Raw genomic sequence first — 24,400 nt, forward strand, 5'->3', positions numbered from 1 at the left:
TCATTATAACGCGTTGGCGGCATTAATTTCCGTCCGGATGGGCTTGATGTAGCTCAAATGGTGCTTGATGGCAATCTGATATTGAAAGTGGTGCCTTCATTCGGTGCGCTGCTGAAATCGATCTGTGCATGATGGCGATCGAGAACCGCTTTCACAAACACCATGCCCAGTCCTATTCCATCATTTTTGGGTTGATCGGTGCTGTTGAAGCGTTGAAAGCGTTGAAATAATTTGCTTTGTTCTGCGCGCGGTATGCCGTAACCCTGATCGCTGATGCTGCACACGATATTTGCCCCAGCCAGATGTTGTTCATAGGCCAGTGTGCAGCTAATGATGGTGTCGCGCGGGCTGTATTTGACGGCATTCGACAGCAGATTCGTCAGAACCCGCGTGAACAGTGAGCGGTCGGCGCGAATCGGATATTCTCCATCGGGTATCGTGCACTTGATGCGTATGTTTTTACTCTTGGCCAGCGACCACATTTCTTCCGTCGCGTCCAGCAACACCGTCTGTAAATCAAGCTCTTCAAAACGGTAATCCTGCGATTCGGCACGAGCCAGCTGGACGAAATTATCGGCCAGCCCCAGCGTGATGCGTGAGGCTTTTTCAATCCGGGAAATAAATTCCGCCTGCGGCAACGCGGTTGCTGCATCCTGCTGCATTTCCAGCAAAGCAAGTATCGATGCTTGCGGCGCGCGCATGTCGTGCGAGATGAAATGCAGGGTTTCATCGCGGCTGCGCTCGGCGGCGCGGATGGCGGTGATATTGATGATACTGACTATCCAGCCGACCAGTTGCTGGCTGGCGCTGTAACAAGGGGCGCTTTTGATCAGTAAATCCTGACCCTGCGGATCCCTGACTTCGACGCCTTGCTTCATGCGTGCAGTATGTTTGAGATCCAACAGATTCCACCAACTGAAACTACCCGTCTGATTTTCGTCAGACTCCATTGGCGCAGACATTCGGGCGAATAAATATGGCAGCAGGGAATCGTTCACTTTGGGTAATCCCTGACTGGCAAAATAACTGAGTGCCGGCGGATTAGAGAGTAAAACATTGCCATCGGTGGTAGTCACCAGTGTCGCATCTGGCAAGCTGGCCAGACTGTCGCTGACGAATTGGCGTAAGTCACGAACTCTGTCGGCAGCGACGCGCACGGCATTGATACTTTGTTCCAGCGTATCTGTTAGAACTGGCGCGCTTTTTTCTTCTTCGTCATCAATAAATTCTGGCAGCAGATGCGGCTCTTTTTCCAGAAGCGTAAATTCTTCGCCCAGATACTTAATCGCTGCTTCCAGCCTGCGCCAGCTCCACACCGGGTAGGCAATGATTAAGGTCAGCAATGAAGTTGACGGTGATATCCATTTTCCTGCATAGCGCATGGCAAGGAAACTGCCTGCTGCAGCACCGAAGATAAACAGAATAGTCAGTAGCAAGGCTTTTCGTGGTGATAGCAACTGATAAGAGATCAGTGCCGCCAGCAGCAACAACAGGTTGTATAAAGCCACCTGCCAGGCTGGAGCAAAATCAATGGCACGTTCATCCAGCAGGCTGGCCAGAATATTGGCATTGATTTCAATTCCAGAGATGGTGCCATCGTTGCCGGATACCGGTGTCGGAAATGAATCGGCCATGCCCAATGCCGTTGGACCAATCAGAACATACTTATTTTTTAAGAACTCTGCGGGAACTTCGCCGCGTAGCACTGATACATACGGCACGGATTTAAAATGTCCGCTACTGCCGTAAAACGGAATATGCATCTGGTAATCACGCTGCCACAGGTCGGCCTGATTATTTTCTTTGCGCAATCGCACGGGCAGTCTTTCTCCCGGCAGATATTTTTCGGTACCGTAAGCAGTGTTTTGCGCAACATCTTTTAACGCAAGTGCAAAGTGAGGCCACCATTCGCCTCGTGATCCTTCACGCAGAAAGACACTGCGTGCCACACCGTCTTTGTCGAGTTCGATATGGATGTGGCTGATCTGCCGTGCCGCATTTGCCAGCAGGGGAATGGGGCGCGCAGCTACCAAACCTTTTCCGCCATTTTGTGAGACCAAGGGTAAAACGACCTTGTTGCTCTGAGCGATAGCATCCGCCAGCAGTTGGTCACCGTTGATCTGATTGCCGGCCTGTGGATATTCTGCTTCCGTCAACAGAATATCCATACCAATAGCGGCCGGTGTTGCCGCATTGATGTGCTTTAACAGTTCCGCATGCCGTTGCCGTGGCCAGGGCCATTTCCCCAGCTCACTCAGGCTGTAATCATCAATCGCCACAATCAGAATGTCGTCACGCGCTTCGCGGCTGTTGATCTGCATGTAGCGATCGTAGGCAACCATATCCAGCCGTTCCAGGCTTTTAAAGTTAACCAGAGCAACAGTCAGAATACAAAGCAGCAGACTTAGTATCAGCCACTCGCGAAACGCGATGCGCTCCACCTGTATATATCTGGTTGCCATACCTTAGCCGTTAAAATCCACTGCGAATGGCGCCGCTGCCACTATTGATTGCCTCGCCATCACTTGTCGTCCAGCGCGACTGGATGGTGATCTTCTGTGTGGCGGAGAAGGCACCAACGTAGCCATCGGCATCCGTCGCACGGACACGGATATAGTATTCACCGGCCGTCGGGCGTGGAATTTTCAGCTCAGCCTGATCTGATTCCTGTGATAAATACAGTCGTTTAAATTCTGCATCAAGTGCGATTTGAATCAGGAATTTTTGCCCCGGTTCTGCTGTCCAGTTGAAAGAAATTTGCTTGCTCTGAGAATCGCTGAAAGAGGCTGCTGCTTGTGGCGGCAATTTTTGGAAGCTCTGAATATCGCCGTACGGCCCCTGATCAAATTGGCCATTTTTTTGTATGACAGACGCAATGCGCCAGAAATATTCTCCTTGTGGCAATGTGCCGGAGAATTGCACATCCTTGATGTCTGCCTGATCCAGAATAATGTTTTTGAACTCTGCGTCTTTCGCGACTTGCAAATGGTAAGCATAGGCGTGCGCCGCTTCTGTCCATGTGAAGTCAACACTGGCCGCCCGCACTTTATTTTTGGGTTGTATCGAGAATGGTGGCTCTGGTCTCGCTTTCAGCGTGAAAGCTGTCGTGAGTGGCAAGCCCTCCAGCCCCAGTGCATCAATTGCCGTCAGGCGGACAAAATACTGGCCGTCTTCCAGTCCATCAAATTTGAAGCGATTTTCTTTGAAACGGTTCTCTGCGAGGACATCCAATGCCTGTGCATCTCTGGCAATCTGCACCCGATACGCGGCGGTCACCGCGGATTTCTGTGCGATGAACTGCACGGTGGGGCGCGTTTGAATTGCATAACCAGCTTCTAATACTGGCGGCGGCAGCAAATCAACGGCTTTTCCGACACCATTTGCGCCGACGATGTTTCCTTTGCCCGCTGACAGTATCAGTTCGTTCGTCTTTTTGTTACCCGTTCCGACCGCAACGCCACCTTCCAGAACTTCATTCGCGGTACCGTCAGGGTTGATGCCAACGCGGAAATGCGTACCGCGCACCCCCGCGACGGCAAGTGGCGAGCGTACTTCAAAACGTCCTTTGTTACTTGAAAGACTGGTGACGCGGGATTCGACTTTTCCTTCAGATAAAGAAATCTCAGTTCTGGGACTGGCGACGTACTTTGTTTTGCGTAATTTACTCAAGCTGACCTGGCTATTCGACGGAATGGACACGCGCGATTCGTCTGGAAATGCCAGCGTTAAAAATCCGTTTTTTCCGGTGGTGATGCTGGTTCCTTCTTTCACCACAGCCCCGATGGACAAGGCTGTTTCTGCACCATCGACTGTTTTAAACGTCGGGTTGCCTGCCAATGCAACAACACGGGCTTCACTTGCTTCTTCCGGTAACAGATCCGCCGGGATCAGGATCGCTGTGCCGATGGGGATGGCCCTGTCATTGGCAATATGATTGCGTTTGCTGAGCACTTCCCAGTTTTGGGATTTATTAGTAAATCGTTTTGCGATGCCAGTTAAGGTGTCGCCTTGTAAAGCGTAATAGGTCATGTCCGGCGGTGTGGCCGCGATACTACCAGGTTCGCCGGTGACTTTTGCCGCCAGCAACAGCGGGGAGTAGGTAAGAAAAACCGTAAGCAGAGTGCAGACTGATAATTGCCGACGGAGTGTAGGTGAGCCTGAACTCATGCGCATATCCTATGTATCAAAATTCTGTGCATTAAATGCAAACCGGGTCAGACTATGCTGACCCGGAAATTTATTCTGCTGTAACCTGTTCTAGTCTGTAGCCATAACTATAAACAGGTGCCAGCCTGTAGCCGTTTTCAGGCCTCAATTCCAGTTTGCTGCGCACCCTGGAGATATGAGTGTCCATGGTTCTGGACGGAATATCGACATCGCGCGACCAGACCGCTTCCAGTATGTATGCGCGGGATAAGGGGCGACCGAGGTTGCGGAATAACAGCAGCGCGAGATCGAACTCTTTTTGCGTCATTTCTACCGGCTGATCGTTAACGCTGACACGACCCGCGCGGGTCTCAAACTTGTAGATGCCGAATTGCAGATGTTCTGACGCCGTCTGCGTCGGATACGCCCGGCGCAACAGCGCCTGCACCCTGGCCACCAGTTCACTGCGGCGGATAGGTTTGATCATGTAGTCGTCTGCACCAGCAGCGAGGCCAGCGACGATGTCGTCTTCACCTGAGCGACTGGTCATAAACAAAACCGGCAGCGTTGGTGAGAGCTTTTCCCGCACCCAGTGCAGAATTTCAGTGCCATTCAGATCGGGAACCTGCCAGTCCAGTATCAGCATATCGTAGCTTTCGCGACGCAGCTGATGCAGCATTTCTTTGCCGCTTAAAAAAGGATGACATGTATGACCAGCCGCATTCAAAATAGTGCAGACCAGCTCCAGCAGATTATTGTCGTCGTCAAGTACAGCGATTCTCATGGATAGTTATCGTTAATGTCTGGCAATTGAACAGGGTCTTATCATTATATCGAAAGCAAGTAAGAAAAATGAAATTTGTTAAAAAATGTAACCCGTAAAAATAACATTTGCAACGAAATTTATTTATTTATTACCGCATCGATCATTCTTCTTTAAGCATTACCTCGTTAAGTGATGTGAAACACCGATCTGATTCATTCAAGGCGAACGCATTGCAGACTTGTCCGCCTCTGTAGCTCATCCAGTTGCTGACTCAACTGTTTAATTACGTAGTTCTAATTCAGGCAAAACAACATTCACGTCCAGCACTTCAAGATTCCCTTGCTTATCAAGAGAGACGGTAATGTCCTCCGGACTGACTTTGGTGTATTTTGAAATGACAGCGATCAGCTCCTCGCGCAACGCGGGTAAAAAATCGTAACCTTCACGACCTGTGCGTTCACGGGCGATGATGATCTGTAAGCGTTCTTTTGCCACATTGGCAGTTTTTGGTTTGCTATTAAATAAAAAAGAAAGCAAGGCCATGTTTATTTACCTCCGAAAATACGCTGCAGTAAGCCTGGCTTTTCGTAAGTGATGAAGCGCAACGGAACTTCCTGACCGAGGAAGCGGGTGACCACATCTTCATAAGCATCAGAGACATCGCTGCCTTTCATGTGTATAGCAGGGTTACCCTGATTCGATGCATGTAATACAGCCTCTGATTCCGGGATCACACCAATCAGAGGGATACGCAAAATTTCCTGGACATCGGTGTACGACAGCATTTCACCGGCTTCAACACGTTTTGGTGAATAGCGTGTGATCAGTAAATGTTCTTTGACTGGCTCGCCGCCAGCTTGTGCGCGTTTAGACTTCGCCTGAATGATGCCGAGGATACGGTCAGAATCACGTACTGAGGACACTTCAGGGTTGGTAACAACGATTGCTTCGTCAGCAAATGTCAGCGCCATGACGGCACCGCGTTCGATACCCGCCGGTGAGTCGCAGACGATGAATTCAAAGTCCATTTTTGCCAGATCATTCAGCACGCGCTCAACACCTTCTTCTGTCAGTGCATCTTTATCTCTGGTCTGTGAGGCGGGCAGTATGAACAGGTTATCGCAATGCTTATCCTTGATTAATGCCTGATTCAGGGTTGCTTCACCGCTGATGACATTCACCAGATCATAGACCACGCGGCGTTCGCAACCCATGATCAGATCCAGATTGCGCAGACCGACGTCAAAATCCAGTACGGCTGTTTTATGCCCGCGCATTGCCAGACCTGAGGCAAAACTTGCGCTGGAGGTGGTTTTTCCTACGCCGCCCTTGCCGGATGTTACAACAATGATTCTTGCCACAAAAAACTCCTTTTTCTATTCGAAATAACTGAAATATAGGGCGTTATCCGACCGTTTTTACCGATGATACTTCAATACTGTCACCAATCAGCCTTACTTGTGCGGGATGTTGTGCCTGCAAATCCGGGAAGCCATTTTCAAATGTCCGGTAGATGCCGGCAATCGACACCAGTTCAGGTTCCATTTGCAGTGCAAAAATTCGTGCTTCCGTATTGCCGGTAGCGCCAGCTAATGCGCGTCCGCGCAGCGTAGAGTAAATATGGATGCTGCCGTCGGCGATAACTTCCGCGCCGTTATTGACTGAGGCTGTAATAATCAGGTCTGCGCCGCGGGCATAAATACGCTGACCAGCGCGGACCGGTGTATCGATCACCATTGCCGGATTATTGCGGATAATCACTTGTGGTTCGGCTTTTGCTGCCGGCGCCGGTACTTCGGCTTGCGCTGCGATCACTTCTGGTTCGTGGCGTGGTTTGCTTACCACATCAATACTTAAACCATGTGAACGGATGATTGCATAATCCTCTTCGCGCGCATTGCGAACCGCGACCGGATGCAAGCCATGCGCTTTGAATAGTGGGATCAGCGCATCCCAGTCAACGGTTTCTGCAGCGATGCTTTCAACGTCAATGACTGCGAATTCATCGTCAAAAAAATCCGGTGAACCAGCGGTCATTTCCTTTAAGGCAGCTTCCAGCGCAGGAGTGGACGCTTCATGCAGCAATACAGCGACAGCGACAACGGTGGAAATTTTTATTTCTATGGGCTTACGCGTCAGACTGTTTTGCATGGCATTCATCAGAAAAGGAAAGGCAGTCGCCAGCGTATCATTATTTTGTGGTCAGGAAATCATCCGCAGTATATTGACACGCGTTTCGGCAGGTAAGTTTGATACCTGCTAAAAGGACTCATCCTACCAATTGACAGAAAAGATTGCAAAAATAAGCAAGGTTTTCTTGCGCCAAGCGGCAATTCCACGACGCTTCTCAGTAAAACTTTCCATATGGAAAATTTATGTAACAGACGTAAGCGGATATAAGCAGAAATCATCTCTATTGATGAAACGAGATCTAGAACGCATGTGCAGCATGCAAATTGTCCAGGATCTCTGCTTTTAACGGTGAGAGCGTCGCTTGTGCACGATTCCTTGGTCGTTGAAGCCCGGGACGGAAGATGGATCTGACATTGCCTGCATCGCGATCCAGCAGAATAATACGGTCGCTCAGATACAGCGCCTCATCAATATCGTGTGTGACCATGATTATCGTCAGTCCATGCTCTTGCGCCACGCTGAGCAGCAAATCCTGTAATTTCATGCGGGTGAACGCATCTACTGCAGAAAATGGTTCATCCAACAGCAGTAACTTCGGGTGGGAGTACAACCCTCGGGCGATTGCTACGCGTTGTGCCTGTCCGCCGGATAACTGCTTGGGCAGCGCATTTTCATATCCGGACAGGCCGACTTCTGACAGCAGATATGACACCGATGAGTGTTCTGTGGCTGTTTGCGCGGGGTCGAAGGCAATATTGGCGGCGACGCTCAGCCAAGGAAATAGGCGGGGTTCCTGAAATATAAAGCCGATGTCGTGGCTGACACCATATAGCCGCTTACCTTCGAGTTGTATTTGTCCACGGTAATCACGATCAAGCCCGGCAATGATGGAGAGCAGTGTGCTTTTACCACAACCGCTGGCGCCGATCAGGCTGACGATCTCGCTGCGTGCTATATCGATGTGCAGCGAGCGCAATACCTGGCGGCTGCCGTAGTGTTTGTCGTCGATACTGATATGCAGGAAATCGCTCATGCGGATGTTCCTTCTGCCTGATAAGTATCACGCCACGCAAGCAGGTGCTGCTCCAGTTGCTGCATACCCCAGTCACTGATCTTGCCCAGCAAGGCGAGTAAGGCGATGGCGGCCAGAACAATGTCGGCACGGCTGGTTTCGCGCCCATCGGTCAAAAGATAGCCCAGCCCCTGACTTGCGGCAATCAATTCAGCAGCGACCATAAACATCCACGCCAGACTCAGTCCGTTACGCAAACCAGTCAGAATCGCTGGCAAGGCGGCCGGTAGTAAGATGCGGCGCGTCATCGCATAAGGTGTCAGACGATATAGTTTGCCCACTTCCGTGAGTCGCCGGTCAACGCCGCGGATGCCGGAAACAACGCCCATATACACCGGAAAAAAAGCGCCGATCGCGATCAATACTAATTTCGGTGCTTCATCAATACCCAGCCACAACAGCAATAAAGGAACCCATGCCAACGAGGGAATCGCACGCAATGCCTGAAAGCTGGGATCGAGCAATGTGTCCAGACGTCCGCTGAGCGCAACCATAGAACCGGTGGAGATTGCCAGCACCGCACCGATGACAAATCCCGCTGCAACGCGAGCGCTGCTGACGCCGATGTGGCTGAGCAGATCATGCTGCCAGAGATACAAAAGCGTACCAAAAATCTCAGACGGCGCTGGTAGCAGATTAGACGGAATCAGCGCAAAGCGGACACTGATTTCCGCCAGCAGTAAAACAGTCAGCGGCAATAGCAGGCCCCACAAAGCGCGTGGTAACACCGGGTTCTTTTTTTGCACTGCCGGATTTGTGCTGGCAGCAGTCATCGCAATGGCAGATGTGCTCATGACATTCAGCTGCGGCTAATCAGTGGTTGGGAAAAACGCGTATCGATCAGTGCATGAATCACGGCTTTCAGATCTGTGCCTGGTTTGACCAGCCCTTCCTCCAACAGGATAGGGGCGGCAGTTTGCAAAGCCTGGATATGTTCATTTGTCGGCAAAGGCTGGCTGAAGTCGCTGCGTAATTTGATTTGCAATAAAGCGACTGGCAACGTGACTTTGGCTTCTTCCGACAATATCTTTGCGGCCTCCGATGGATTACTGATAATCCACAGACGTGCCTTTTCATAGGCGCGGATGACACGCGCGACCTCGCTCGGGCGACTGCTCAGAAATTCTTCGCGCACATTCAAAAAACCATAGGTGTTGAAAGCCACGTTACGGTAGATCAGTCTGGAATTCGATTCCAGTTCGCTGGCGGCCATGTGCGGATCCAGCCCTGCCCACGCATCGACTTTACCTTGCTCCAGCGCAGCACGACCATCGGCGTGTTGCAGGCTGACATGTTCTATGTCGCTACGTTTTAATCCCGCCGTTTTCAGCGCACGTAACAAAAACAGATAAGGATCGGTGCCCTTGGTAGCCGCTATTTTTTTCCCTTTCAGGTCGGCGAGATTGCGGATGGCAGAGTCTTTCCGCACCAGCAGCGCCGTCCATTCGGGGCGTGAAAAAATATACGGCGTCCTGATCGGGTTGCCGTTGGCTTTGGCGAGCAAGGCCGCCAGCCCGGCACTTGAACCGATATCAATACTGTTCGCGTTCAGATATTCGAGCGCACGATTGCTGCCTGCACTCAGCACCCACTTGATACTGGTACCGTCGGCTTTGAATTCATCTTCCAGCCAGCCGAAACGGCGTAATACCAGACTGGTGGGGGAGTAATACGCATAGTCCAGCCGCAATTCTTTCAGTGGTGTCGCAGCGTGAGCGAATGTGGGTAATAAAGCTGCGGTTGCAGAAGCGGAGGCAAGTTCAAGGAAATGGCGACGTTTCATGAGGCGCTTTCAAAAAAAAGAAATAATCAGGCTGCAGCTGTAGCTGCGACCGGGGGCGTGATGCTGACCCGGCGTCCGGCATGATTTTGGGGTAAATAAGGGCCTTTGCCGAACAGCTGATGTCGCAAGCTGCCGCTGGCATACCTGGTCTTGTAGCGTTTGCGGCGCTGTAATTCGGGAACGATCAGATTCACGACATCGCGCATCGTTTCGTGGGCGATGGCAAACGCAAGGTTAAAACCGTCGATACCGGTTTCATCGACCCAGGCTTCTAACTGGGTGGCGATTTGTTGCGGGTCACCGATGAAGACCGACCCGCGACCACCGAGCGCAATGAATTCCGCCGCTTCCCTGACCGTCCATTTTTTTGAGGGATCTGCTGCACTGAACGAGGCCAGCGCCGATCTGCCTGCCTCTGACTCGATGTAGTCTATCGTGGCATCAAGTGGAAATTGTGAAAAGTCGACACCGGTCCAGCCAGACAACAAGGTCAGCGATGCTTCAATATCGAGGTATTGCCGATAATCCAGATATTTGGCTTGCGCTTCTTTTTCGGTTTCTGCGGTGATGATCAGTGCCTGCGCATAAATCAGAATGTCGGAAGGCTGGCGGCCAGCGGCAACAACTGCTTGACGAATATCGTCAACATAGCGTTTGACGACCTGTTTGCTGGGGCCGCTGACAAACGTGCATTCAGCATGTTTGGCGGCAAATGCAGTACCGCGCTTGGAAGTGCCAGCCTGAAACAAGAGTGGCGTTCTTTGTGGTGACGGTTCAGATAAGTGAATACCCGGTACTTTGAAATACCGGCCTTCGTGCGCAATCGCATGCACATGTGCCGGGTCGGCATAAATACCGCGCAATTTGTCGCGCTGAAGCGCTTGCTCATCCCAGCTTTTTTCCCACAATTTATAGACGACCTCCAGATATTCATCTGCCAGGTCATAGCGTTCGTCGTGACCGAGTTGCTGCAGCAGACCCAGATTGCGGGCGGCGCTGTCGAGATAGCCAGTGACGATATTCCAACCTATGCGTCCTTCGGTCAGATGATCGAGTGTCGATAAGCGACGCGCAAACGGATAGGGATGATCACTGGTCAATGCACATGTCACGCCAAAGCCCAGATGTTTGGTTACGCTCGCCATGATGGGTACCAAGGCCAGCGGGTCGTTTAAGGGGATTTGTATTGCATGTTTCAGCGCCGCATCCACCTTGCCCTGAAAGACGTCATACACCCCCAGCACATCGGCCAGGAATACGGCGTCAAACAAACCGTATTCCAGTAAGCGTGCGAGCTCGGTCCAATGCCGGGCGCTGGTGTATTGATGGCTTTGATCGCAGGGATGTCGCCACAGCCCCGGCGACTGATGGCCGACGGTATTCATCTGAAACGCATTGAAGCGGATGACTTTGCTCATGGCCTGATTTATTTCCCGCTGTTTTCCAGCGCTTGCTGATAATCCGGTTTGGAGAACCCGGCGAAATGTTTATTCGTGATATCTAAAAATTCGCGTGAACGATAAGCGGCTTCCAGATCTTTCACCCAGGCTTTGCCTTTATCGGCAGTGCGGATCGCGACCAGGTTTTGATAATTGGCAGAGATTTTTTCACGCGCCAGCGCTTCGCTCAGTTTCAAGCCTGACGCCAGCGCAAAATTGCCATTCACAAACGAGTAATCTGTGTCTTGCAAAGAGCGTGGTAACTGCGCTGCTTCCAGTGGAATCAGTTTGATTTTTTTGATGTTGTCGGCAATATCTTTTTCCGAGGCACGGATAGGATCGAAATTTGCCCGCAGTTTGATCCATCCTAACTGGTCGAGCAGCACTAATGCTCTGGCCTGATTGGTCGGATCATTTGGTAAGGCGACGGTCGTGCCTTCTTTAACTTGGTTCAGTGACGTATGTTTTTTGCTGTAGATCGCAATCGGTGCCGTGGGGACTTTAATCAGCTCGCTTAATGGCAATTTGTTTTCATTCGAAAACTTGGTCAGATAGATGATGTGCTGAAACGCATTCGCATCGAGGGAGCCTTCGGCGAGGGCAAAATTCGGCTGTATGTAATCGTTAAATTCGACGACTTTGACTTTGTATCCCTGCTTTTCCAGTACAGGCTTAATGCCTAATTTCACCTGATCGGCATACGGGCCTGCGCTCGTACCGATGACTAATTCTTTCGGGTCTTTCGCCAATACCGGAACGGAAACGGCGAGCGCTAAACTCGTCAGCAGGGTAGTCAGAAGTGTACGACGCAGCATAGAAATTCCTTCAGAAAGTTGAGTATGAAAGTGAATGCAGTAAAGGTAACGGTAGTGGTGACGGTAACGAATCAACGATGATCAATTTTTCTGGCGATACGGCTGCCGGTGAACTGAATCAACTGCACCAGAACTACCAAAATGGCGACAGTAAAAAACATGACATCGGTCTGAAAGCGGTAGTAACCGTAGCGGATCGCAAGATCGCCGATGCCACCGCCGCCGACCACGCCCGCAATGGCGGAGTAAGACAGAAAACTGATGGCCAATACTGTCAGGGCGAGCACCAGACCGGAACGGGCTTCGACCAGCAAGACCCGCCAGACGATCTGAAATTCGGTGGCGCCCATCGCATGGGCGGCTTCGATGACGCCGCGTGGCACTTCTTTGCAGCTTTGTTCAACCAGCCGCGCAAAATAAGGAATCGCAGCAAACGACAGTGGCACTGCTGCTGCCAGCGGGCCGATGGAGGTGCCGACTAGCCAGCGTGTGAATGGCACCAGCGCAACCAGCAAAATGATGAAAGGAAATGAGCGTACGGTATTGACCAGCCAGCCTAGCGCCAGTGCGAGGGGGCGATGCTGTAGCGATTGCCCGTTGCCGACCAGAAACAACAGAATACCGAGTGGCCCGCCGATGATGACGGCGGCTGACAAGCCTATACCCAGCATGGTCAGCGTTTGCAGCAGAGCCGTTCCGAGTTCAGGTAACAGTGAGATCAGATTTTCAAACATGGGCAAGATCTTTCCACTGTCCGGCGCTGCTTTCTTCGCGGCTGTAATACGCCAGTTCACGTCCTAACGCGGTTTGGCGTGGGATGTCGGTATCGGCCAGCGCAAAGCTTTCAGCGACTGCGCCATCGACGATCACCGCGACATGATTACAAATACTGCTGAGGACGGATAATTCATGGCTGACGATCACAATCGTGACTCCTAAACGTTGATTAATGTCGCGCAAAGTGTCCAGCACTTCGCGTGTTGTTTCTGCATCGAGAGATGAGGTTGGTTCATCGCACAACAGCACTTGCGGTCTGCTTGCCAGCGCACGTGCGATTGCAACGCGTTGCTTCTGCCCGCCGGATAACTGCGCCGGGTAGCTGTTGGCTTTATTCGTCAGGCCGACGATATTCAGACATTCCTCTACACGTTCACGGATCTCGTGTTTGCTCAGATGGGTGTGTATCTTCAGCGGGAACGCGACGTTGTCGAACACGCTGGCATTTTGTAAAAGATTGAACTGCTGAAAAATCATGCCTATGTTCTGGCGTGCTTCACGCAATTGTTTTTTGTTGAGTCGCGTCAGTTCGTTACCGGCGACCGTGATGCTGCCAGTGTCTGGACGCTCCAGTAAATTGAACAGACGCAGCAGCGTCGATTTTCCTGCGCCGCTTTTTCCTATCAGACCAAAAATATCGCCTTTTGCAATGTCCAGACTGACGTTGTTGACCGCTTGAAAAATGTCGCCGTGCGGCAGCACAAAGGATTTGCTCGCAGACTGTATTCGTATGATATTGTCGCTCATGATGGGCTCCGTATTACGAATAGGCGGTCGGTTCAGGCACGCTGCCGTTCAGTGCATAGCGCCCCAGATCACGTAGTTTGTAATCAATCGGGTCGTGCAGCGTATGTACCCGGACATTGCGCCAGAAACGGTCGTAGCCATAGCGGCTGGAAGTCGAACTGGCACCGGTCAATTCAAACATTTGCGAGCTCACCTCAATACCTGCGCGGTGCGCAAGGCATTTTGCTTCTGCGACCGAGATCGCAAGCGCACCTCGCTCTGCGGCAGTGACTAGCGCCCCTTTTCTGAAAGTGCTTTCCAGTTCTTGTGCCGCCAGATCGGCAAGTGCCGTCGCTGGGCGCAGCAATAACCAGAGTTCACCATAACGATGCTGAATGTAAGGGTCTTCTGTGGCGGCGCTGACTCCTGAGGAAAACCAGGCTCTGGCCTTATCCCGCGTGTAGTTGCGGGCGGCATCAAACGCACCGGACGCGATGCCCAGATACAGGTTTGCCATCATCAGTTGGGCAATTTGCGAGCGCAGTGTGGCTTGCGCCGTCGGTACTTGTCCCGGCGCCTGCAACACCAGATCGTCATGCAGGAAGACGTGATCGAAATGCACGTTGCCGCTATCTGTCTGGCGCTGGCCGAAGGCATCCCAGTCTGCCTGTATGCGTATGCCGGGTTGGGTGCTAGGTATTGCCGCAATCAGCGCGCTTTGCGTTGCTTCATCCCAGGCTGAAATGGTCAGCCAGTCCGAACCCACGGAGCCAGACGAAAAACTTTTAATACCGTTGAGCAGATAGCCATTTTGAGTACGGGTTGCAATCGTGCGTTTATCCAGAGGATTCAGCGCATTACCCCAGAATAATTTTTGTGCGACGGTGGCGCTGTACAGACGCCGGCGTTGCTGCGCGTTGCCATACAACTCTATGCCTGCAATTTGTAAGTGGTGAAACGCGAACACATGCGCGAGGGCGCTATCGGCTTTGGCGAGCAATCGTACGATCTGCAAGATCGTTGCCCAGCTCGCGCCCTGACCGCCAAATTCCTCAGGAATGGATAAGGTCAACAAGCCGGATTCACGTATCCATGCACGTTCTGTTGCTGCATGACCGCCAGTCTGATCACGTTCGACTGCGCTCAGCGCCAGACGATCAGCCAGGTTGGCGGCGATGGCAATCATCTCGTTTTCAGGAGATGGAAAATCGATGGCGTCACTTAATGTTTGTAGTCGTCGGGACATGCGAAAACCTGATGGATGAGCAATATGTCAGGCCAGTATTGCATCTGGTCTTATCGCGGTACACGAAGATATTTCGCCTTGCTTATGCGGAATTTTCCTATGTTGAAAATCAGATGCTGATAGTTGAAATCTGTTGTTTTTTAATTTTCAACTATAGAAATATGAAATGCTTCCTTGTCAGGTGTTCTGGCGCTTTTTATGATCATCACAGCTTTTTTCAAACCATTTCAAACCATCTCAAACGACAGGAAAGCATCAATGAAACTGGAAACTATTGCTGTTCACGGCGGTTATTCGCCAGACCCGACGACACGTGCAGTTGCGGTACCGATTTATCAGACCGTTGCCTATGCTTTCGATAACACCCAGCATGGCGCAGATTTATTTGATCTGAAGGTGCAGGGGAATATTTATTCACGGATTATGAATCCGACCAATGATGTGCTGGAAAAGCGCGTTGCTGCACTTGAAGGCGGCATTGCTGGACTGGCATTGGCATCCGGGCAAGCCGCTATCACGTATGCGATACAGACGATTGCTGAGGCTGGCGACAACATCGTTTCGGCATCGACGTTATATGGCGGTACCTATAATCTGTTTGCGCATACCTTGCCACAATTCGGCATAGAAACTCGCTTCGCGGATTATCGTGACCCTGAGTCGTTTGCCAAGCTGATTGATGATAAAACCAAAGCAGTATTTGTTGAATCGATTGGTAATCCGCTGGGCAATATCACCGATATCGAAGCGATTGCTGCCGTTGCGCACAGACATGGCGTGCCGCTGATTGTCGATAACACAGTGCCATCGCCTTATCTGTTGCGGCCGATTGAGTTTGGTGCCGATATCGTGGTGCATTCGCTGACTAAATACCTGGGTGGACATGGCACGACGATAGGCGGCATCATCGTTGATTCCGGCAAGTTTCCGTGGGCAGAACACAAGCAACGGTTTAAACGTCTGAATGAGCCTGATGTCTCATATCACGGTGTCGTTTATACCGAAGCTTTAGGCCCTGCCGCCTACATAGGCCGTGCGCGCGTGGTGCCATTGCGTAATACGGGCGCTGCCTTGTCGCCGTTCAATGCATTCCTGATTTTGCAGGGCATAGAAACGCTGGCGTTAAGACTGGATCGCATTACCCACAATACACGCAAGATTGCCGAATATCTGCAACAGCACGCGAAAGTGAAGTGGGTGAATTATGCTGGTCTGCCAGATCATAAAGATCATGCGCTGGCGCAGAAATATCTGGGCGGTAAGCCATCAGGAATACTGACTTTTGGTCTGCAAGGTGGACGTGAAGCTGGCGGGCGCTTTCAGGATGCCTTGCAACTCTTCACTCGTTTAGTAAATATCGGCGACGCTAAATCTCTCGCATGCCATCCTGCGACGACGACGCACCGGCAATTAAATCCGGAAGAACTCGCCAAAGCAGGCGTGACCGAAGACACCGTGCGCTTGTCGATAGGTATTGAACATATCGACGATCTGATCGCTGATCTCGAACAGGCATTAGCCGCTTCATAACATGATATGCCGCCCTGATCGCAGGCTTTGAGTCAGGGCGCATCTCGCCGATTTTCATCCGCAGTAAGGAATAGCAATTTTTTGCTCATTCTGTCAATGACCCAAGTCAATGCCCCGGCCTGATGGCGTCCTATAATTCGTTTGCCCTGAATTCCGCACGGATGTGCTATTTTCAGCCGACTGTTCTGCGCCGATATGCTGTCATAGTAGTAATATAAACATATGTTGTCTGAGTGAATCAGGTATTGCATGCGTCGCATATGCCGCATGTTTCACAAGTGGCGCATTTGTTCATACGCAGCCTCGTACTTGCCAGAAGCAAATTATTTTCCTGAACATGTTGTCTGAGCTGCATTCTCATCCGGCGACCAGCCTACCGTCACAGAGCGGTGCTTAACGAAAACTTAAAAATCATGTCAAACCAACAGAGACCATTGCAAGAGCGCGCATTGACAGACCTCCAGACCCTCGCTGAACTTTTCACATGGCGCGTAGCGAAAACGCCATCCGCAGAAGCTTATCGGCAGTTTAATGAACAAAATGGTCAATGGATCAGTTACACATGGGAAGAAACCCATCAGCGCGTGATGGGCTGCGTGCGGGCGCTGTCGTTGTTGAATCTGGAGCGTGGTGCGCGTATCGCCATTTTGTTGCCGAATGGTTTGCAGGCGGTGTGCATCGATCAGGCGGCGTTGCAGATGGCGTGCGTGCCAGTTCCGATGCATGCGCTTGATAATCCTGAAAGTATTGCTTACATCATCGGTGACAGCGATGCTTCCGTACTGATCGCAACAACTGATCAACAATGGAAAGACATAGGCAATGCCGGGATTGCGCTGCCTGCTTTACGTCAGGTCGTGGTGCTGGAAAAAAATCTGACGGCGGCTGATTATCCCGCCGGTGTTCCTGTCGTTTCAAGCGAAGAATGGCTGTCTGCTGCGGCGAGTGTGAATGCTGCTGAGGGGCTGGCCGAGGCTGCGGCGGATGATCTTGCCGCCTTGGTTTACACCTCAGGTACCACAGGTAAGCCCAAGGGCGTGATGCTGACACACAATAATGTCATGTCGAATGTGAAAGCCGTGGTTGCACGTGTTGCGCCGGTAATTAGCGATGTCTTCCTGTCGTTCCTGCCTTTGTCGCATACCTTTGAGCGTACAGCCGGTTATTACCTGCCAGTGGCGGCCGGTGCCTGTGTTGCATTCTCGCATTCGGTCAAACAGTTGCCTGAAGAGTTGGTCACGATTAAGCCGACAATTTTGATTTCTGTGCCGAGGATTTACGAGCGTGTGTACAGCGTGATTCAGACCAGGCTGGCGCAGTCAAAAGTACAGTCGTTTTTGTTTAATGCTGCGATCGCAGTGGGCTGGCGACGCTTTACACGCGTGCAGCATTTATCATCAGATGGTGCGTTACAACGTCTTGGCGATGCTATCGTCTGGCGTGTGCTGGAGCCTGTAGTCGCCAGCAAATTGAAAAATCAGTTTGGTGGTCGCCTGCGCGTTGCAGTGAGTGGCGGAGCTGCACTTTCCACGTCGATCTCGCGTTGCTTCCTCGGCCTCGGAATTCCTATTGTGCAGGGATACGGCATGACAGAAACCGCGCCGGTTGTGGCATTCAACGCACCGGACGACAATAATCCTTCCACCGTCGGGCGAATTCTTGAAGGTGTTGAGGTAAGGGTAGGTGAAAACGCCGAGCTGCAGGTGCGCGGTCCTAACGTCATGCGCGGTTACTGGAAGCGTGAAGAAGATACTGCCAAAGCATTTATTGATGGCTGGCTGCGTACCGGTGATCAGGCAGAAGTCGTTGATGGTCGAGTGCGCATACTCGGCCGCGTCAAAGAGATTATCGTGACATCTACTGGTGAAAAAATTGCGCCAGTCGATCTGGAAATCGCAATTTCCACCGATCCGGCATTTGAGCAGGTGTACGCTTTTGGTGAGAATGCGCCTTTCATCGGTTGCGTCGTTGTACTGAGTCAGTCTTACTGGGCGCAGTTAGCGCAAACGCTGGGGTTGGATGCCACGGATCTGAACAATTTAAAATCCCCCGCTGCAACTGACGTGGTATTGAAGCGTGTGCGTGAACTGACCAGCAGCTTTCCGTTTTACGCCCAGCCTAAAGGCGTGATTTTATCGACCGAGCCGTGGACGATAGAAAGTACCTTGATCACACCAACGCTGAAGTTGAAACGTCTGAATTTGCAAAAGCACTTTGCAGAAGACATGGCACGTATTTACGCTCCACGAAAAAAATAAACTTACCATCGTCGGACACCGGTTTCTGCAATGTCTATTCAGAGAATGCAGAAACTGGTGTTCGTTATTCCTGCTTGTTCCGGCGCATGCTTTTGCATTCCGCGATTTTGTTTTTCCCGTCTTTGTATTGTTCCCGATCAACGGTGCAGGGGAGAGGCTTTTCTATTTCGGTGTGATGGCGACCTTATCGTAAGGTAGCGCATCCAGCGATCTGAATATTTCGTGCAGAAAAATTCTGATGACGTACTGATTCATCTGCATACGGCAGCGTGACGCGTTACCGTCTTAGGGTTACACTGGCAAGCTTGTTTCAAATCGCCTCACGTCATGCCAGGTATTTTCACTTTCTCACAATGTCAGCGCACTTACGATGAATGATCTCAAGGTCAAATCTTATCTGCCATGGGTCGTCGCGATTGCTCTATTCATGGAACAGCTCGACGCGACTATTCTGAATACCGCGATTCCTTCTATGGCGGCGAGTTTGCAGGTGACGCCTTTAAGTTTGAAGGCTGCAGTAACCAGTTATATTCTCAGTCTGGCCGTTGGTATTCCTGTCAGCGGCTGGATTGCAGATCGCTTTGGGACACGCCGGGTTTTTGGTTTTGCCGTCGCAATTTTTACCGTCGCTTCGGTTCTGAGTGGTCTGGCAGTCAGTGTTCCTATGCTCGTCGCAACCCGCATTTTGCAGGGCATCGGAGCCGCCATGATGATGCCCGTCGGCCGGTTAGCGATTATCCGTACTTTCCCGAAAACAGAATTACTGACTGCGATGAATTTTGTGATCATCCCCGCACTGATAGGCCCGTTATTGGGGCCGACCGTTGGTGGACTGATTGTGCACTGGTTGTCGTGGCGTGTGATTTTCTTTATCAATGTGCCGGTTGGCATCATTGCGCTGTGGCTGGCGTATCGCCACATGCCGGATTATTACGGGAATGAGGAGCGCCCGCTGGACGTGGTTGGATTGGTCTTATTCGGCACCGGAACCGCCTTGTTGTCATGGCTGCTGGAAATCTTTGGTGAGCACCGCCTTGATATTACGTCGGAGTCAGTTCTGTTTGTGATCTCGCTGATATTACTGGCAGCTTATGGATGGCATTCGCAACATACGCCATATCCGTTGTTACGCTTAAATCTGTTTCAGATACGCACGTTCCGGGTGTCTATTGTCGGTGGTTTTGTCACGCGCTTAGGCATAGGTGGGCTGCCGTTTTTACTACCTTTGTTGTATCAGCTGGGGCTGGGCTTACCTGCATGGCAATCCGGATTACTGATGATGCCTGCGGCTGCAGCCGCGATGGGTATGAAACTGATCGCCCGGCATTTGCTGCGTCAATTTGGTTATCGCAAAATCTTGATTACAAATACGTTCATGATAGGCGTGACGATCTGCTTGTTTGCCCGTGTTTCCTCTTCCACACCGTTGATATTGATTGTGGCGCTGAGTCTGGCGCAGGGATTTTTTAACTCACTCCAGTTTTCCAGTATCAACTCGATGACGTATGCCGATATTGAGCCCGTCGATTCCAGCATGGCCAGCACAATAGGCAGTTCTTTGCAGCAGATGGCCTTGAGTTTTGGGCTGGCTTGCGGCTCACTGGTCGCAGCATGGTATCTCGGCGCACTTCCGCAGAGCGATCAACTGGCGGTAACCAGTGCGTTACACCACGCCTTCCTCACATTAGGTATGGTCACGATGTTGTCGTCGATATTTTTCTGGACCTTAAAAAATGAGGACGGTGAAAACGTCACGAAGGGCGTTGTTGCAGATAAGGAGTCGTAGCAGCTTTGCCGCATCAGAGATGGCGCTGTCGGCGCACTCCCAGTAATGCTGCGCGGGTGACTGGCGCTTGCAGTTGATCCAGCCACCATTGCAGCGCACGTCCTTGCATGGCTTTACTGCTTTGACGCCACGCGTAACTTGACTGTATCTGCTGCTGCGCCCGTTCCACTTTTCTGACGACCAGTTTTCCGCTGTCTATGCATGGGTTAGCAAGGCAGGTCGGTAAAAATCCTGCTCCCAGTCCTCGCACCTGCGCCTCCAGTTTGGCGGACATATCGGCAACGGTGAACACATCTTGCCCTGTCAGCAAACCTATCGACATGCTGGTTCCTTGTTTGACAGAGTCGGCAATAGCAACCGCACGATACTGGCGTATCACCTTGTCAGACAAGGGTTCTGTCGCGGTTGCCAACGGGTGATGTGGCGCGACGGCGAAGGCAAAATCGACAGTACCCAGGTGTTCGCGTTGTAAGCCGGTTTTCGTATTGCTGTCCATCACGACACCGATAGCCAGATCGGCTTGTCCTGATGTCAGCGCCTCCAAGGTGCCGGATAAGGTTTCCGCCCTTAGTTTAAGCCGGGTTGGTGGATTCATCTGAAAGAACTGTTCACACAATTCCATGATGGTTGTGCGATCAATGATGCTATCAACGGCGATGGTGAATTGTGGCTCCCAGCCAGTAGCAACGCGTTTCACACGATTGGCGATGGCGTCGATTTCTTCCAGCAGACTGTTTCCCTCGCGTAGTAATTCCATCCCTGCAGCCGTTAATTGCGCCTGACGGGAGCTGCGATCAAACAGCAATACATCGAGCGCTTCTTCGATCTGACGCACGCGATAGGTCAGGGCACTTGGCACCATATTGCTGGCGCGCGCCGCCGCGGCAAAGCTGCCGGTATCAGCGATGACTTGCAACATCGCCAGTGCCGCTGGCGTCAGGACATCACGGGGAGTATTCATGGTGTATTTATTCGTTCATTTATTCAGAATCATGACATCAAATTTCACCCGTGGAAACAGTGTGTTTGTCAGGCATGATGGGGAGGTGGGATCAGGCTGCTCATTGCTTGATGGGCGATATTGATGAGAGACGGTCGTCAGGCATTTTCAAAAAATGCCAACGCGAAAACATCGCCGCAGTGTGATCGCAGAGATTCGCTATTTGTTCGCGCCAGAACAAAACTGAAATGGTAGACTGCGGAGTCAGCTTTATCAGGAACATTCAAGTCGGTCACAATGGAAAATATCACCTCTCTTTTTTCTCAGCATGGGTTGCTGGCGCTGTTTTTTGGTGTTCTGGTCGAGCAACTCGGTGTTCCTATTCCCGCCCTGCCTTTTCTGTTGTTAGCCGGTGTCGCGGCGGCGGATAACGGTGTGTTTGCGGTTCAGGCGCTGGCAGTGGCGACGCTGGCATCAATGATTGCCGATTCTGTCTGGTTCTATGCCGGGCGCAGGTTTGGTCATCGCGTATTGGCATTACTGTGCCGGATTTCAATTTCTCCCGATACTTGCGTACGTCAGAGTGAGCTGAGTTTTGCCCGCCGTGGTATCGCAACTCTGGTCGTCGCCAAGTTTGTTCCGGGACTGTCGATTCTCACACCGCCGCTTGCAGGGGCAATGGGCATGCGGGTGTCATCATTTGTGATATTTAATATTGCCGGCACGCTGCTGTGGGCAGGCAGTGGTATTGCAGGAGGTTTACTGTTTCACAATCAGGTCGGGCAACTGTTGGCTTACCTGAGTCAGCTTGGCGATACCGCCATGTTGCTGGTTGCTTGTGGAGTTGCTTTATACATTGCAATACGTATCTGGCGGCGCTGGCGCGTGAAACGCTCGGTTGCCAGTTTGCCGCGTGTAGCGCCTGCTCAGCTGGCCGATCTGCTTGAGCGTGGTGAAGAGTTGGTGATTGTTGACGTCCGTGTTTCCTTGGCAGCGGATGCGCAGCGCACACATATTCAAGGTGCCAGACACATAGAATTAAGCGGCATAGAAACTGCCCCTGTCGATACATGGCCGGCAAGCGCAAAAATTATTACGTATTGCTCGTGTCCGAATGATGCGTCCGCACTCAAAGCCGCGTATTTACTGAGTCGGCGTGGAATTGCCGCCAGTGTTTTACATGGCGGTATCGACGCCTGGATCGATGCAGGGTATCCGGTAGAGACAATCGGCCACGCGTAATGTCTGATATCTCAGGCTATCGGCATACGTGATTCAGATGAGGCAGGATAATTTTTCTACCTGTCATTTAATTTAATAGGAGTTTGATGATGACGATTTCGGTTGATTGGCAAGCCGCTAGTGGCAGCACTGCATGCAATATTGAATTTGAAGGTTTGCAATGGATTTCTGATATCGATAAAAAATCTGGCGGATCAGGGCAACATCCTTCGCCGCATGAGCTGCTTGACTCCGCACTCGGGGCATGTACCGCGCTGACGCTGGAGTTGTATGCGAAGCGCAAGGGATATGCTCTTGCAGGCATACATGTGGAAATTGACCGGGAAGAATCGGGTGGTATTTATCGCCTGATCCGGCGCATACAATTGCTTGGCGAGCTGGATCAGACAACGCGTGAAGATTTACTGCGTATTGCGAATAAGTGCCCGATACATAAAGCGCTGAGTGGACAGTTTCAGATCGATAGTGAGCTGATCTGAAGCGATTCCTGATATCGCGCGTAGCAAAGAAAAAAGGCGTCTGGACGACGCCTTTTTTTATATTTGCCGAGATTAACGGTGCCGAGAATTTGTCGCCATACGAGCATCAATACTCCATGCACCTGCACCCCACGCGGCCAGTGTCAGCAAGCCACCAGCAACCGCAATATTTTTAAAGAACAGCAATTGCGTGACATATTGCTGATCAGCCGGAACCGCCCAGTAAGCGTGAAAAACAAATGATGCGACCAGCGTGAACAGCGCAAGTACCAAGGCAGCAATGCGTGTGCCAGCACCGGCAATCAATGCTGCGCCACCGCAGATTTCAACGATGAGCGCGGCTGCCGCAGCCAGTGCAGGCATAGGCAACCCTGCCGAACTGATATAAGCGATGGTGCCTGCAAAACCCGTGAGCTTACCGATCCCCGCAGGTAAAAACAGCGAGGCCAGCAATAAGCGACCAGCGAGTGCTAAAGGATTTTTTAATGCATCAAACATAGTGACTCCGATTCTTTAGTGAAACAGCTTGTTCAGGCAGTCAGATCAAACACTAATACTTCAGCGTCTTTGCCATTGGTGAGGGTAATTTTGCTTTCATTCTCAATTTTGAAAGCATCACCGCCACTGATGCGCTGACCATTGACTTCCAGTTCTCCGCGTATCAGATGCACATACGCTTTACGTGCAGGATTCAAGATCAGTTCCGCTTTTTCATCGCCATCAAACAAGCCGGAATACAGCGCAGCATCCGCATTCATCGCAACAGAATCCTGCGCGCCGTCAGGGGACGCAACTAAACACAAAGTGCCACGTTTTTTTGCTGCCGGAATCGTTTTTTGCTCGTAGCCCGGCGCGATTCCTTTTTGTTTTGGCGTAATCCATATCTGCAGAAAATGGGTGGTTTCACCTTCTGCGTGATTGAATTCACTATGTCTGACGCCGGTACCTGCACTCATTCTTTGCACATCGCCTGGCGGAATGCCTTTGATGTTACCCATACTGTCCTGATGCGCGAGTTGCCCGGATAACACATAGCTGATGATTTCCATGTCGCGATGGCCATGAGTGCCAAATCCAGTGCCGGGAGCAATAACGTCTTCATTGATCACCAGCAGATTGCCCCAGCCTGAATGATCAGGATCGTAATAATCTGCGAAAGAAAATGAGTGATTACTTTTAAGCCATCCATGATCCGCACGACCACGACTTTGAGATTTTCTGAGTGTAAGCATGATAGGTTTCTCCTTGTTGATGGCAGTGAT

At 51.3% G+C, this 24,400-nt stretch carries 22 protein-coding genes; 5 read left to right on the forward strand and 17 right to left on the reverse strand.

Features of this window, described 5'->3' with window-relative positions:
* Positions 1-53: 53 nt before the first annotated feature.
* From H8K38_RS09370 to H8K38_RS09435, 14 genes are all read right to left on the reverse strand, one after another.
* Positions 54-2,462: a CHASE2 domain-containing protein gene (locus H8K38_RS09370; RefSeq protein ID WP_186884545.1), complete on the reverse strand. Its 2,409-nt coding sequence runs from the start codon at positions 2,460-2,462 to the stop codon at positions 54-56.
* Positions 2,463-2,472: 10 nt separating this feature from the next.
* Complete coding sequence (locus H8K38_RS09375; protein ID WP_186884546.1) at positions 2,473-4,167, reverse strand: FecR domain-containing protein; 1,695 nt, start codon at positions 4,165-4,167, stop codon at positions 2,473-2,475.
* Positions 4,168-4,237: 70 nt separating this feature from the next.
* On the reverse strand, positions 4,238-4,930 hold the full coding sequence (locus H8K38_RS09380; RefSeq protein WP_186884547.1) for a response regulator transcription factor: 693 nt from the start codon (positions 4,928-4,930) through the stop codon (positions 4,238-4,240).
* A gap of 261 nt (positions 4,931-5,191) precedes the next feature.
* Positions 5,192-5,455: a cell division topological specificity factor MinE gene (gene minE, locus H8K38_RS09385; protein ID WP_186884548.1), complete on the reverse strand. Its 264-nt coding sequence runs from the start codon at positions 5,453-5,455 to the stop codon at positions 5,192-5,194.
* 2 nt (positions 5,456-5,457) lie between these two features.
* On the reverse strand, positions 5,458-6,273 hold the full coding sequence (gene minD, locus H8K38_RS09390; RefSeq protein ID WP_186884549.1) for a septum site-determining protein MinD: 816 nt from the start codon (positions 6,271-6,273) through the stop codon (positions 5,458-5,460).
* A 43-nt stretch (positions 6,274-6,316) separates the two neighbouring features.
* Positions 6,317-7,063 carry a septum site-determining protein MinC gene (gene minC / locus H8K38_RS09395; protein WP_186884550.1) on the reverse strand — a complete coding sequence of 249 codons (747 nt, stop codon included), beginning with the start codon at positions 7,061-7,063 and terminating at the stop codon, positions 6,317-6,319.
* Positions 7,064-7,343: 280 nt separating this feature from the next.
* Positions 7,344-8,078, reverse strand: coding sequence for an ABC transporter ATP-binding protein (locus H8K38_RS09400; protein ID WP_186884551.1), 735 nt, complete (start codon positions 8,076-8,078; stop codon positions 7,344-7,346).
* Entirely contained in the window at positions 8,075-8,911 is an 837-nt protein-coding gene (locus H8K38_RS09405) for an ABC transporter permease (RefSeq protein ID WP_186884552.1), read from the reverse strand. Before H8K38_RS09405 ends, H8K38_RS09400 begins: the two co-directional genes overlap by 4 nt.
* A 5-nt stretch (positions 8,912-8,916) precedes the next feature.
* The gene (locus tag H8K38_RS09410; RefSeq protein ID WP_186884553.1) at positions 8,917-9,900 is read right to left on the reverse strand and encodes an aliphatic sulfonate ABC transporter substrate-binding protein; all 984 of its coding nucleotides are present in this window, start codon (positions 9,898-9,900) and stop codon (positions 8,917-8,919) included.
* 26 nt (positions 9,901-9,926) lie between these two features.
* Positions 9,927-11,318, reverse strand: a complete 1,392-nt coding sequence (locus H8K38_RS09415) for an LLM class flavin-dependent oxidoreductase (protein ID WP_186884554.1) — start codon at positions 11,316-11,318, stop codon at positions 9,927-9,929.
* An 8-nt stretch (positions 11,319-11,326) separates the two neighbouring features.
* Complete coding sequence (locus H8K38_RS09420) at positions 11,327-12,154, reverse strand: MetQ/NlpA family ABC transporter substrate-binding protein (RefSeq protein ID WP_222610810.1); 828 nt, start codon at positions 12,152-12,154, stop codon at positions 11,327-11,329.
* A 71-nt stretch (positions 12,155-12,225) separates the two neighbouring features.
* A complete protein-coding gene (locus tag H8K38_RS09425) occupies positions 12,226-12,888 on the reverse strand; it encodes a methionine ABC transporter permease (protein WP_186884555.1) in 663 nt (220 codons plus the stop codon).
* Positions 12,881-13,678, reverse strand: coding sequence for a methionine ABC transporter ATP-binding protein (locus tag H8K38_RS09430; RefSeq protein ID WP_186884556.1), 798 nt, complete (start codon positions 13,676-13,678; stop codon positions 12,881-12,883). Before H8K38_RS09430 ends, H8K38_RS09425 begins: the two co-directional genes overlap by 8 nt.
* A 13-nt stretch (positions 13,679-13,691) precedes the next feature.
* Positions 13,692-14,903, reverse strand: a complete 1,212-nt coding sequence (locus tag H8K38_RS09435) for an acyl-CoA dehydrogenase family protein (protein ID WP_186884557.1) — start codon at positions 14,901-14,903, stop codon at positions 13,692-13,694.
* A 258-nt stretch (positions 14,904-15,161) separates the two neighbouring features.
* On the opposite strand from H8K38_RS09435, the gene H8K38_RS09440 reads away from it, so the two are divergent.
* From H8K38_RS09440 to H8K38_RS09450, 3 genes are all read left to right on the forward strand, one after another.
* Positions 15,162-16,433 (forward strand): O-acetylhomoserine aminocarboxypropyltransferase/cysteine synthase family protein, encoded by a 1,272-nt coding sequence (locus H8K38_RS09440; RefSeq protein ID WP_186884558.1) that lies wholly within the window; start codon positions 15,162-15,164, stop codon positions 16,431-16,433.
* 413 nt (positions 16,434-16,846) lie between these two features.
* Positions 16,847-18,691 (forward strand): long-chain fatty acid--CoA ligase, encoded by a 1,845-nt coding sequence (locus tag H8K38_RS09445; RefSeq protein ID WP_186884559.1) that lies wholly within the window; start codon positions 16,847-16,849, stop codon positions 18,689-18,691.
* 370 nt (positions 18,692-19,061) lie between these two features.
* Entirely contained in the window at positions 19,062-20,477 is a 1,416-nt protein-coding gene (locus H8K38_RS09450) for an MFS transporter (protein ID WP_186884560.1), read from the forward strand.
* A gap of 13 nt (positions 20,478-20,490) precedes the next feature.
* Here H8K38_RS09450 and H8K38_RS09455 read toward each other — a convergent pair whose 3' ends face one another.
* Positions 20,491-21,438, reverse strand: coding sequence for a LysR family transcriptional regulator (locus tag H8K38_RS09455; RefSeq protein WP_186884561.1), 948 nt, complete (start codon positions 21,436-21,438; stop codon positions 20,491-20,493).
* 276 nt (positions 21,439-21,714) lie between these two features.
* On the opposite strand from H8K38_RS09455, the gene H8K38_RS09460 reads away from it, so the two are divergent.
* The gene (locus tag H8K38_RS09460; protein WP_222610811.1) at positions 21,715-22,659 is read left to right on the forward strand and encodes a VTT domain-containing protein; all 945 of its coding nucleotides are present in this window, start codon (positions 21,715-21,717) and stop codon (positions 22,657-22,659) included.
* Positions 22,660-22,745: 86 nt separating this feature from the next.
* Positions 22,746-23,138: an OsmC family protein gene (locus H8K38_RS09465; protein ID WP_234030494.1), complete on the forward strand. Its 393-nt coding sequence runs from the start codon at positions 22,746-22,748 to the stop codon at positions 23,136-23,138.
* A 72-nt stretch (positions 23,139-23,210) separates the two neighbouring features.
* Here the strand turns inward: H8K38_RS09465 and H8K38_RS09470 are convergent, their stop codons facing one another.
* The gene (locus H8K38_RS09470) at positions 23,211-23,636 is read right to left on the reverse strand and encodes a DoxX family protein (RefSeq protein WP_186884562.1); all 426 of its coding nucleotides are present in this window, start codon (positions 23,634-23,636) and stop codon (positions 23,211-23,213) included.
* Between the two features lie 32 nt (positions 23,637-23,668).
* Positions 23,669-24,370: a pirin family protein gene (locus H8K38_RS09475; RefSeq protein ID WP_186884563.1), complete on the reverse strand. Its 702-nt coding sequence runs from the start codon at positions 24,368-24,370 to the stop codon at positions 23,669-23,671.
* Positions 24,371-24,400 lie beyond the last annotated feature (30 nt).

Origin of the sequence: Undibacterium sp. FT79W, from assembly GCF_014284215.1 — a bacterium.
GTDB lineage: Bacteria > Pseudomonadota > Gammaproteobacteria > Burkholderiales > Burkholderiaceae_D > Undibacterium > Undibacterium aquatile.